Below are 10,651 nucleotides of genomic sequence, written 5' to 3'. Positions count from 1 at the left end.
ACAGATGATCGTCTCGGGCTTCATCGAGCCGATCACCGAAGAACTGCCCATCGAATACGCCGTCGAGCTCAATCGCCTCATCGAACTCGAAATGGAAGGCAGTCTGGGCTGATCGCCCGGGTTCCGAGCTCGTTTCTCGCGGTTTTCGTTTCCCGATCGGGTAGCCGAGGGTATTCGTTATGCGCCATCGGGAGAACTCTCGGGCGGGTCGTCAGGGGAGTTCGAGGTAATACGATGGTCGTCACGTGCCCGAGACACTCGAGGGACCGCTCTCGGAACTCGCGACGGCCTACGACGGGATCGGCAAAGTCGAGGAGTTCCGAGATGAGTTTCGAAGCTATCTCGAGGAGTTCGCCGGGTGGCCGACGCCGCTGTATCGCGCGCGCAACCTGAGCGAGCGCTACGGTGCGGAGATCTATCTCAAACGGGAGAACTCGCTCCACGGGGAGCACACAAGATCAACAACATCCGCGAGAGCGGTGCTCTCGTTGGGCAACCGGAACCGTCGGTTCTGGTGACACGCTGGGACAGGCGCTGCTCGCGAGGGAGACGGGAAGGATCGTTCTCGTTCTAGCGGAGGAACGCGCCGATCGCGCTGGCGAGCGCCTCGAAGTCCTGCATGCTGATGCCGTCGGTGGTGACGAGCACGCCCTCCCGGTCGGTCGTCAGACGCACGAGGTAGCCGCCGTCGAAGACGCGGATCGTATAGCGGTAGTCACCGAGTTCCGAACCCTGATAGGCGTCCTCGGTGATCTGGAAGCCACGCCATTCGTTGCCGAGGAACGTCGAGAGGTCGGCGTCCTGTTCGAGGTCGCTTCGCAGGTAGAGCTGTTCGAAGTCGTCGCGCGTGAAGTAGGTCACCGAGCGGAGGCTGTCGCCGACGGCGGTGCGGCAGGTGCGGACGATGTGATCGGCAGTCTCGGGGTCGACGAGGTCTGCGGGCATGCCGGAAGGGGCGTGCCCAGCTACATAAACCCTTACTGTCAGAGACTCCACGTAGCACGCGAGTGGAGGCGGTTCGTCGTCCACGGAGACCTCCGGCAACCCGGATCGATAGGAACTGCCGCCAGGCGAACCCTTTTGGGCGTTGCTCGCGCGGATATCCACGTCATGGATCTACAGATCGACGGGAACGCGGCGCTCGTCACGGCGTCCTCAAGCGGACTGGGTAAGGCTTCGGCGACGGCGCTCGCGCGCGAGGGCGTAAACGTGGTGATCAACGGGCGCGACGAGGAGCAACTGGAGGCAGCCCGCGAGGAGATCGAGGCGGAGGCTGCGGGCGAGGTCGTCGCCCAGCCGGGCGATCTGACCGATCCCGAGGACATCGAGACGTTGGTCGAAACCACCATCGAGGAGTTCGGCGGGATCGACCACCTCGTGACCAGCGCGGGCGGCCCGCCCAGCGGCCCGTTCATGGAGACCGAGGAGGAGGACTGGTACGACGCCTACGACCTGCTCGTGATGAGCGTCGTCCGATTGGTGAAGGAGGCCGCCCCGCATCTGCAGGACGGCGGGGGTACCATCGTCACCATCACCTCCCGCAGTGTGAAGGAGGCGATCGACTCGCTGGTACTCTCGAACTCGGTTCGCATGAGCGTCATCGGCCTCGAGAAGACCCTTTCGCAGGAACTCGCGCCCGAGGTGCGTGCCAACGCGGTGCTGCCGGGCCCCCACGAGACCGCCCGTATCGAGGAACTGGTCGATCAGGCGGTCGACCGGGGCGACTACAGTTCGTACGAAGAGGGACTGGCCGACTGGAGCGACGGCGTTCCCCTCGAACGGATCGGCGACCCGATCGAACTCGGGAACACCGTCGCGTACCTCTCCTCGCCGAAATCGGGCTTCGTCAACGGCGTGTCGGTGCCGATCGACGGCGGGGCGGGGGCTTCGAACCTGTGAAACCCGTCGAGTTCGACGAGGCCGAGCGCTACGAACCCGAGGAGGGGTGGGCGCGCCGGGCCCTCGCCGGCAGCGAGGCCTTCACCTTCGAGTGGTTCGAGAAGCCGCCGGGCCACTCCTCGCCGATGCACGACCACGAGAACGAGCAGGTCTGTCTGTGTCTGGAGGGCGAACTCACGGTTCACACCGAGGACGAGACGGTCACCCTCGGCGAGTACGACTCCGTGTGGCTCGATGCATGGGAGTCCCACCGGGTCGAAAACGAGGGCGAGGAACGCGCCGTCGGTCTCGACGTCTTCGCGCCGGGGCGTTCCTTCGACTTCTGGACGGATCGGAAATGAAGTATCTCACGCGCACTGCGGCGGGCCGCCCGCTGCTCGGCGACGAGGGGGGGTTCGTCCACCTGTCGGCGGCCGGCTTCAAGAGCGTCGCAGAAGCCCTTCCGGCGGCCGCGGCGGGTGAACTGCCCGATCCGGATGAGCTCCCCGTCCGGCGTGTTCCGAGCGAGAAGCTCTCGTTCGGAATGCCGATCGCTCGCGGGGCGCTGGGTAAGCTCTGGGGGATCGGGCTGAACTACGAGGAGCACGCGGGCGACCTCGGCGAGAACCGCCCCGAGGAGCCCGCGAGCTTCATGAAACCCGAAACTGCGGTAACGGGTCCGGGCGGGCCGATCCGCCTGCCGCCAAGTGAGGAAACCGACCGCGTGACCGCCGAGGGGGAACTGGCGGTTCTGCTCGGGCGAACTGCCAGTAACGTCGATGACTCGGACGACGTGATCGCGGGCTACCTTCCGGTGATCGACATGACCGCCGAGGACGTGTTGGAGCGCAACCCACGGTTCCTCACGCGCGCGAAGAGCTTCGACACGTTTCTCGTGCTCGGACCGACCATCGCGGTGCCCGATTCGCCGCCGGCGTTCGAGGAGCGGGGGGTCCGGACGGAGCGAAACCGCGAGACGGTCGCCGAGAACAGAATGGCGAACATGCTGTTTTCACCCCGGGAACTCGTCGCGTTTCACTCGCGGGTGATGACGCTCGAAGCGGGCGACGTCATCAGTACGGGGACGCCGGGTGCGGGCGTGATCTCCTCGGGCGATCGGGTGCGTGCACACGTCGAGGGGATCGGAAGCGTCGAGGCCGACGTTGTCTAGTCGTCCGGCGGACCGACGAGTTCGCCGCCCGGACGATCCCGGTCGCCGAACCCAGCACTGAGGATGCGGGTCATCGCCTCCTCGACGGTTTCGTCGGTGGGCTCGACGTTCCCGGGGTCGACCTCGATGACGTAGCCGGTGGTGACGTTCGGCGCGGTCGGCATGAACAGGACCATGCGCCCGTCGGCGGTCTTCTTGCCCGTCTTGAACGCGGTCATACGTGCGCCCATCCACGTCGTGATTTTGACCGGTTCGTTGAGCTCCCCGTTGCCGGAGACGGCCGTCTCGACGGCGAGTTGCGAGGAGTTGTAGATCACGCGCAGAAGTGGCACACGATTGATCAGCGTATCGATCCAACTGCTCGCGAGCGCACCCCCCGCGGTGCGTGTCGCCATCCCGACCAAGGCGACTGCGAGAACGAACACGCCGAGGGTGACGGTGACCCGGACGGGCGGTCCCTCGATCACGCCGACCACCGGGAGGCCGGCGATGAACAGGAACAACCACGCGGTGGCGTAGAGCGTCACCAGAAGCGGGACGAGAACGACGAGCCCGCTTCCCAGATCGCGCTTCCACTCGGCCATTACGACGGGATAGCGTCCGGGTGGTTATGAACGTGCTGGGCCACTCACTCGCCGGCCGCTTCGACCCGGTCGGCCTGTTTTTCCAACTCAGCGGCGAGCGTCCGGGCCTGCTCGGCCGAGAGCGTGACGCTGTCGGCGTGTGCCGGCAGGTTCTCGAGGTCGGTGTTGTCGAGTTCGAGTTCGAGCGAGACGTGATCGGGGTTCTCGCGGGGTGCGGTGACGTTCAGGATCGCGAGCGCCTCGTCGGTCCAGCCGTGACCGGTGGCCTCGCCGTCGAGCAGGTCGAAGGTCGTGTAGGCGTTGACCCTCATGATGCGGTCGGGCATAGGGGAACGGAGACGGGCGAAGCACTTAGCGAGTGTGGAAAACGGAAAAGAAAGGGGAGGAAAGAGCCCTCAGTCGTCGGCGGGCGTCGGAGCGGGACTCGAGTCCAGGTCGTCGTCCTCGGCGTAGGGATACCAGGTCTGTTTCGTGTTGTGCATATAGGGATCGGTGTAGGAGGTCTCCTCGGGCTCGACGAGCTCCGAGAGGGTCTCCTCGTCGCGGTCGACGACGAACTCCCGGAAGGTCTGGCCCTCCTCTCGCTCCGCCGCAAAGCCCTCGATCAGGTTCGCGATCGCGCCGGGCACCTCGTCTGCGGGCACGCGCTGGGTGACCCAGTCGGCGAAATTGGGGTTCTCGCCCAGGCCGCCTCCGAGGCCGATGTCGAGCGCTTCGACGGGCTCGCCGTCCTTGCGGGTCTTCATCCCCCGCAGGGAGACGTCGGCGATCTGAGGCTGGGCACAGGAGGCCGTACAGCCCGAGAGGTGGATATGGAAGTCCTCGACGTCCTCAGGCAGTTCGACGTTCTCCTTGAGCCACCGCGAGAAGCGGACCTGTCTGTTTTTGGTCTCGACGATCGACAGCGAGCAGAATTCGGTACCAGTACACGCGATCGAGCCGCGCTGGAACGGGTGGGGATCGGGGCTGTACTCGGAGAGCAGCGGCTCGTCGAGCATCTCATCGAGGTTCCCCTCGGGGACGTCCGTGAGAATGACGTTCTGGCGCTGGGTGACGCGTGCCTCGCCGGAGCCGTACTCGTCGGCGATGTCCGCGAGTTCGATCACCTCGTCTGCGCCCATTCGACCCACCAGAACGTTCAGGCCGACGTAGTAGTTGCCGTCATTTTGCTCGTGGACGCCGACGTGGTCGGCGTGGCCGTCGGCGGTGCCGGCGTTGTACGAGTAGTTCTCGCGGAGGTCCTCGCCCGCAGTGTGCATCTCGAAGTCGACGTACTCCTCCTGGAGGACGTCCCGAACCTTCTCGGGGCCCCACTCGTCGACGAGGAACTTGATCCGGGCGTTGTAGCGGTTCTCGCGGTCGCCGTGATCGCGAAAGAGCGCACTGAGCCCGCCGGCGACGTCTGTGGCCTGCTCGGACGTGACGAAGACGTCGATGTTCCGCGCGAAGCGGGGCTCGTTTCGTGCCAGTCCGCCACCGACGCGGATGTTAAAGCCCTCGACGCGTTCGCCGTCGATCTCCTTTGCGGCGGGCTCGAAGCCCAGGTCGTTGATGTCGCCCTGACCACAGCCCTCGTCACACCCCGTAACGGAAACCTTCCACTTGCGGGGCAGGTTCGAGTGCGCCTCGTTGCCCTTGAACGTGTCGTGGAGTTCGTGGATAGTATCGAGCGCGTCGACGTGCTCGTGTTTGTCCTTGCCAGCGACGGGACAGCCGACGATGTTGCGCCACGAGTCACCGCAGGCCTGCAGCGTCGAGAGACCCGCCTCTTCGAGCTTGTCCCAGATCTCGGGGACGTCCTCGATGTTGATCCAGTGTAGCTGGATGGCCTGCCGGGTGCTGTAGTCGGCCCAGCCGTTGCCGAACTCGGGGTTCTCGGCGGGCCCCGTCGAGTATTCCTTGGCGATCTCGCCGATGGTGCGGAGCATCCCCGGTTCGAGCACGCCGTTCGGCGGGCCGATCCGCATCATGAAGTAGCTCTCCTGGCCGGCGCGCTGGTGGTACAGCCCGTACCACTTGAAGCGCTCGAACCACGCGTCGTGTTCGTCCTCCGGGATCGCCTCCCAGCCCTCCTCCGCGAACCGTTCCATGTGGTCCCGGATCTCCGTCCCGTAGACCTCGTCCTTCCACTTCTCAGTATCAGTTGGCATGGATATCCGTTATTCCCCCACGCGTAAACGCCCCGCTCTCTCGTCAACCGTGACCGGTGCTCAGTGGTATAGGATTATGTTGCTGGTATTTAGACGGGCTCGATCCGGTGTTCCTCGCCGGGATCGGTCGGAACGAAGACACCGTCCTCGACGTGACCGATGGTGAGCCACCCCATCGACCCGCGCTCGCCGCAGGTAATGCAGTGACCGACGGCGCGTACCTCGACCGCGTCGTCGTTCGGGCGCACCTCGAAGAACGCCTCGAGGAGTACGTCTGCGACCTCGCAGCTACAGAAGTCGTGCTCGGAGAGCCGCCAGAGGTCGCTGACGCCGACCTCGCGGGAGTCGTCGACGCTGATCCACGCCCCGTCATCGAGGATCCGAACTGGTACGTCCATACCGCCCGTACGTCCGCCACGCCCTTAGCCCATCGGCCCTCGCAAGGCGTACCGAGCCCGATGACGCTTTGGATACGCGAAATCGGCCGCCGTCGGCTGATTCAGGGGGAGAACAAACGACCGAGATAGGGACGAGTATCTCCGGTAGACGGGAGTTGGGGTAGCGCTTGTCCCGGCACGCGGGTCTATACGCGGTCGCCACTAACGGGACAGTGATGACACGGACTCGTGACGAGAACCGCCAGCACGCACCAGCGGATGTCGCACCGGAACTGTACGAGGGGGACGAACGATGAGCGACGAGAAACGCGACGACGATCACCTCGCGGACGTCGAGGAGGGCGCCGGGTGCACTGAAATCTGGGAGCATCTCTCCGAGAGACGTGAACGCGAACGCGAGCAGGCCGACTAACGACGACGTTTTGCCTGCGGAGTGTAATGATGTCACATGACCACCGAGCGGCCGGGCGATCCGCGAAGCGATCGTGAGTCGCCGGTCGGAAAGCCCGTCGTCCGCGGCGACGCAACCATCGCTGGCAAGCGAGCCCGCGAGGCCGTCCAGTTCGATCCCGACGACCCGGAGAGCCTCGCCGAGGCAGCCGAAACCGTCCGCCAGTTCGCCGGGAACACCGCGGGCAGCGAGGACAACATCTACATGCTCAGGGGGGCCGCCGCCTGCGCCGCGCTCGTCCGCGGCGAAGGGTCGTATAAGGCCGCCGCCGAGCGCGCTGGCGGCGAGGTTTCGGTGGCGTTCATCCGCAAGTGGGCGCGCGTCCACGACCTGCCGCAGTCGGTGCGACGCCACGTGGCGCTGGGCCACATCGCCCCGACGGCGGCGAAACACATCGCGCGCGTCGCCGGCGACGCACGGTTCCAACTCGCGTGGGCGGTCGTCGACAACGACCTGACCGTCAGGGAGATCCGGTCGATCGCGAGCGCGATCAACGACGGTACCGGCCCCGAGAACGCGCTCGCCGAGTACGACGTCACGGCCGGCGAGATAACCGTTCGCCTCCCCGTCGGCAACTACCGCGAACTCCGTCGGGAGGCCGCCTTCGAGGGCGTCTCGCCCGACGAGATCATCGATCGGGCGCTCACGGAGTACTTCCGGTAAGGAACGCTCGTCCGGCCGATTCGAGCAGATCGATCCCCGAAGAGACCTCCGTCCAGTCGATGCTCTCGTCGGGGAAATGGGCCTGCTGAACCGACCCCGGACCGAACACGACCGTCGGGATCCCGGCCGCGATGTAATGGCGGGCGTCCGTCCCGTAGGTCGCCCCGCGGGGCGTCGAGTCGTGCCCTGCGGTGTCGAGCGCGTGCCGGACGGCGCGAACGATCGGCTCGTCGGGGTCGATTTCGGCGGGTTCGAACTGTACCGAAAAGCGCTCGAAGCGTGGGGAATGCTCGGTGAGCCACTCGGAATCGGCGACCAGCTCAGCTAGCAGCGAGTCAACGCGCCGTTCGACCTCAGCGACCGTCTCGCCGGGTGCGACCCCGATTCTGAACTCACTCTCGAGTCGCGCCGGGACCGAGGAGGCCCACGACCCCGCCTCGACGGTGCCCGCGACGATCGGCCACGGTCTCGGAAACTCCTCGTACAGCGGGTGTGTCACCTCGTGGGTGCGCTTGCGTTCGAACTCCGCGAGCGCCTGATGAATTCGCTCGAAGTGTGGGAGGACGCTCTCGCCGTGCCACGGGGTCGCAGCGTGGGCCGATCGACCAGAGAGGGCGAGGCGCTTCATTAGAGATCCCTCGGTGGCGATTACGGGTGTAAGATCGGTCGGCTCGGCGACGATCCCCGCGTCGGGCTCGAACGGGTAGGGCGACTCCCGAACCGAACTCGCCGCGCCGATTCCGCCCGCTTCCTCGCCGACGACGCTCTCGACGATCACGTGGCCGTCGAGGTCGGCGTCAGCGAGCCGGCGGGCGGCGAAGACACAGGCCACGAGCCCGCATTTCATGTCCGCTGCGCCGCGTGCGACGAGTCGGTCGCCGTCCCATGTCGGTTCGAACGGGTCCGAGGACCACTGGTCGACCTCCGCGGGAACGACGTCGACGTGACCGTTGAGAAGCACCGTTGACCCCACTCCGCTCCCGAGTTCGAGGACTCCCGCGACGTTGGGTCGGCCCGCCGTCTCGATTTCTTCGGGATCGTCAGGAAACGATGGAGAGACAGCGAGACACTTCGGATCCGCTTCCCAGCGATACGTCTCGAAGCCGAAGTCGGAGAGTTGCCCCTCAAGCCAGTCCTGTGCAGGAAATTCGTCGCCGTCGGTCGTATCAAACGAGAGGAGTCGCTCCGCGAACGTCCGCGGGTCCGGATCGTCGGTCATGGGTGGGAGTCGATGGGCGGTAGCATAGGCGGTTCGGATCGAATCCTGAATGTTTATGTCGGTGGGGCAGTGAGTGGCTCGTGAGGGCCGGTAGCTCAGTCCGGCAGAGCGTCTGACTCTTAATCAGACGGTCGCGTGTTCAAATCGCGCCCGGCCCGTTTTCGCTTCGAACACGACGTGAAAAGCGAAGCGACATCGCGATATGAACGGAGCCACACGGTAAATCAAGTGCGCCCGACCTGGTTTTACTTCGAACGGTTCGCAAACAGTGGTGAAGCGATCGTGGATACGAAACGGGACGAGTCGCTTAACTAGAAGAAAGGAAGGCCATAAACGGCCGCTATCCTCTAACGGGAAGGTACGATAGGGAAACGAGCAAGAAGACGGTTATACCGCTGAGAACGGTTATCCACGTCAGGCCGGACTCGTTCGGGACGAGTCCGAACGAACCGGCCGCCCACGCGCCGATTGCGATGAGCAGGAAAGCCGCGGCGTATACTGCGGCTGCGCGTCGTTGCATACCCCAGAGATATTCGTCGGAGGGTATAGAAGTTACTTTTCGTTGCGGTCGAACCGGACCATTAAGAGCGCGCCCGCGCAACCGTAGCATATGGAACCGTCACGAGAACCGAGCCTCGTCCGAGAGGATCGCCATGGCTAAGCGACTCTTCGAGCGTGTGTTGCTCCCCGTCGCAAGCGAGCAGGACGCAGCTCTGACCTGCGATCGCCTGTTCGAGGAGACCGACGAGATCGGGACGCTCGTCGCACTCCACGTCATCGAAAAGGCCGGCGGCGGGATCGACAAGGCGTCGGTCGAACAACGCGAGGAGAACGCCGAGTCGATCTTCGACGTGGTTGATGAGCGTACGCGCGACTCGACCGCTACTGTCGAACATCGGATTAGCTATGGGACTGACGTAACCGAGACGATCCTCGCAGACGCCCGAGAGGAGGACGCGTCCGTGATCGTATTCGTCCCACGAGAATCGAATCGGTGGATCAACCTCTTGACCGGCGATACGACGTACTCGCTGGTTTCGGAGACGGACCGGCCGGTGCTCGTTTTGCCGTCCTGAACGGACTTCACTTACGGAATCATAGTCCGCTGTCGGCACTCTTCGTTCGATCGCAGTAAAGAGCCAAGGGCCGGATTTGAACCGGCGATGGGCGGCTCTGCAGGCCGCTGCGTTAGGCCGGACTCTGCCACCTTGGCACGTGCCGCACTACCCGTCTATTGGACATAAGGCTAGCGGTCGGTTGGTGCTGTCGCTCTCCGTAAATGAAAAAAGCCCACGACCTCGAAGGTCGTGGGCTTTGAATATGAATGGGAGGCGGCGAACCACCAGTTGCGAGCCGTTGTAACGGACCGGTCTCGGGTTCCACCGGGACGGACCCAGCGTGTACTTCCGATTGCGGTCCTGGGCTCGTACTTGGCCCCTCTTGCGAGGCAGTTTTCCCAGAGGCTCGCGCACTCCAGTACTCGCGGGAACGCTGGCGGGCTTATCTGCCGTGTTCGGGATGGGTACGGGAGTTGCCCCGCCGCTATGGCCGCCTTAATGCCGATCTATGGAATCGAACCATAGTACGCCATCATCGGTTGCGTGCTGTTGTGTACGTGCGATTCAGTTAACGCCTGGATCCGTTTACCGGTCACGGATACAAATGCGGTATGACTGTGTGGCTTCGGTCTGTTAGTGCTCGCGGGCTTAACACCTCGTTGCCTCGGTGCGCACACCCCGAGTCTATCGAACTCGTCTTCTACGAACGACCTCAACGGTACCTCTTTTCCAGGTGGGTTTCGAGCTTAGATGCATTCAGCTCTTACCCCGTGTCACGTAGCTGCCCGGCACGTGCCCTCTCGGACAACCGGTACACCAGTGGTGACCAATCGTAGTTCCTCTCGTACTATACGATCGTTCCCGTCAGGTACCAAAACACCCCCAATAGATAGCAGCCGACCTGTCTCACGACGGTCTAAACCCAGCTCACGACCTCCTTTAATAGGCGAACAACCTCACCCTTGCCCGCTTCTGCACGGGCAGGATGGAGGGAACCGACATCGAGGTAGCAAGCCACCCGGTCGATATGTGCTCTTGCGGGTGACGACTCTGTTATCCCTAAGGTAGCTTTTCTGTCA

General features: G+C 64.2%; 12 protein-coding genes, 2 tRNA genes, 2 rRNA genes and 1 pseudogene. 7 read left to right on the top strand and 10 right to left on the bottom strand.

The genetic code is table 11. From position 1 onward, the window contains the following. Positions 1 to 172: 172 nt before the first annotated feature. Positions 173 to 466 (top strand): annotated as a pseudogene (locus EAO80_RS15450) (tryptophan synthase subunit beta); the annotation flags it as partial. 104 nt (positions 467 to 570) lie between these two features. On the opposite strand, the gene EAO80_RS15445 reads toward EAO80_RS15450, so the two are convergent. Further along, the gene (locus EAO80_RS15445; RefSeq protein ID WP_122090762.1) at positions 571 to 945 is read right to left on the bottom strand and encodes a DUF7522 family protein; all 375 of its coding nucleotides are present in this window, start codon (positions 943 to 945) and stop codon (positions 571 to 573) included. A gap of 165 nt (positions 946 to 1,110) precedes the next feature. On the opposite strand from EAO80_RS15445, the gene EAO80_RS15440 reads away from it, so the two are divergent. From EAO80_RS15440 to EAO80_RS15430, 3 genes are read left to right on the top strand one after another with little or no spacing between them, the layout of a single operon-like run. Further along, a complete protein-coding gene (locus EAO80_RS15440) occupies positions 1,111 to 1,899 on the top strand; it encodes an SDR family oxidoreductase (protein ID WP_122090761.1) in 789 nt (262 codons plus the stop codon). Then, positions 1,896 to 2,240, top strand: a complete 345-nt coding sequence (locus EAO80_RS15435) for a cupin domain-containing protein (protein ID WP_122090760.1) — start codon at positions 1,896 to 1,898, stop codon at positions 2,238 to 2,240. Before EAO80_RS15440 ends, EAO80_RS15435 begins: the two co-directional genes overlap by 4 nt. Further along, entirely contained in the window at positions 2,237 to 3,049 is an 813-nt protein-coding gene (locus tag EAO80_RS15430) for a fumarylacetoacetate hydrolase family protein (RefSeq protein WP_122090759.1), read from the top strand. The genes EAO80_RS15435 and EAO80_RS15430 overlap by 4 nt, the downstream gene beginning before the upstream one ends. Here EAO80_RS15430 and EAO80_RS15425 read toward each other — a convergent pair. The 4 genes from EAO80_RS15425 to EAO80_RS15410 all read right to left on the bottom strand — a co-directional run bounded on the left by EAO80_RS15425 (position 3,046) and on the right by EAO80_RS15410 (position 6,181). Then, a complete protein-coding gene (locus EAO80_RS15425) occupies positions 3,046 to 3,633 on the bottom strand; it encodes a DUF502 domain-containing protein (protein WP_122090758.1) in 588 nt (195 codons plus the stop codon). The two genes, EAO80_RS15430 and EAO80_RS15425, sit on opposite strands and share 4 nt — an antisense overlap. Positions 3,634 to 3,677: 44 nt before the next feature. Beyond that, positions 3,678 to 3,959 carry a DUF6360 family protein gene (locus EAO80_RS15420; RefSeq protein ID WP_122090757.1) on the bottom strand — a complete coding sequence of 94 codons (282 nt, stop codon included), beginning with the start codon at positions 3,957 to 3,959 and terminating at the stop codon, positions 3,678 to 3,680. A gap of 69 nt (positions 3,960 to 4,028) precedes the next feature. Then, entirely contained in the window at positions 4,029 to 5,783 is a 1,755-nt protein-coding gene (locus tag EAO80_RS15415; RefSeq protein WP_122090756.1) for a nitrite/sulfite reductase, read from the bottom strand. A gap of 89 nt (positions 5,784 to 5,872) precedes the next feature. Further along, on the bottom strand, positions 5,873 to 6,181 hold the full coding sequence (locus tag EAO80_RS15410; protein ID WP_122090755.1) for a hypothetical protein: 309 nt from the start codon (positions 6,179 to 6,181) through the stop codon (positions 5,873 to 5,875). 448 nt (positions 6,182 to 6,629) lie between these two features. Here EAO80_RS15410 and EAO80_RS15405 point away from each other — a divergent pair, with 448 nt between their 5' ends. Beyond that, a complete protein-coding gene (locus EAO80_RS15405; protein WP_122090754.1) occupies positions 6,630 to 7,295 on the top strand; it encodes a DUF7119 family protein in 666 nt (221 codons plus the stop codon). Here the strand turns inward: EAO80_RS15405 and EAO80_RS15400 are convergent. After that, positions 7,276 to 8,514: an ArgE/DapE family deacylase gene (locus EAO80_RS15400; protein ID WP_122090753.1), complete on the bottom strand. Its 1,239-nt coding sequence runs from the start codon at positions 8,512 to 8,514 to the stop codon at positions 7,276 to 7,278. The two genes, EAO80_RS15405 and EAO80_RS15400, sit on opposite strands and share 20 nt — an antisense overlap. Before the next feature lie 84 nt (positions 8,515 to 8,598). Here EAO80_RS15400 and EAO80_RS15395 point away from each other — a divergent pair. Beyond that, positions 8,599 to 8,672: transfer RNA gene (locus tag EAO80_RS15395), tRNA-Lys, on the top strand. A 182-nt stretch (positions 8,673 to 8,854) separates the two neighbouring features. On the opposite strand, the gene EAO80_RS15385 is transcribed toward EAO80_RS15395, so the two are convergent. Continuing rightward, positions 8,855 to 9,034: a hypothetical protein gene (locus EAO80_RS15385; RefSeq protein WP_122090751.1), complete on the bottom strand. Its 180-nt coding sequence runs from the start codon at positions 9,032 to 9,034 to the stop codon at positions 8,855 to 8,857. A gap of 133 nt (positions 9,035 to 9,167) precedes the next feature. On the opposite strand from EAO80_RS15385, the gene EAO80_RS15380 reads away from it, so the two are divergent. After that, entirely contained in the window at positions 9,168 to 9,590 is a 423-nt protein-coding gene (locus EAO80_RS15380) for a universal stress protein (protein WP_122090750.1), read from the top strand. A 61-nt stretch (positions 9,591 to 9,651) separates the two neighbouring features. Here EAO80_RS15380 and EAO80_RS15375 read toward each other — a convergent pair. The 3 genes from EAO80_RS15375 to EAO80_RS20075 form a co-directional block, all read right to left on the bottom strand. After that, a tRNA-Cys gene (locus EAO80_RS15375) sits at positions 9,652 to 9,727 on the bottom strand. A 229-nt stretch (positions 9,728 to 9,956) separates the two neighbouring features. Then, positions 9,957 to 10,070, bottom strand: a 5S ribosomal RNA gene (rrf, locus tag EAO80_RS15370). 115 nt (positions 10,071 to 10,185) lie between these two features. Then, positions 10,186 to 10,651, bottom strand: a 23S ribosomal RNA gene (locus EAO80_RS20075); the annotation flags it as partial.

The organism is Halalkalicoccus subterraneus (genome assembly GCF_003697815.1).
Taxonomy (GTDB): Archaea; Halobacteriota; Halobacteria; order Halobacteriales; family Halalkalicoccaceae; genus Halalkalicoccus; species Halalkalicoccus subterraneus.
This window is presented reverse-complemented; position numbering and strand designations above follow the sequence as displayed.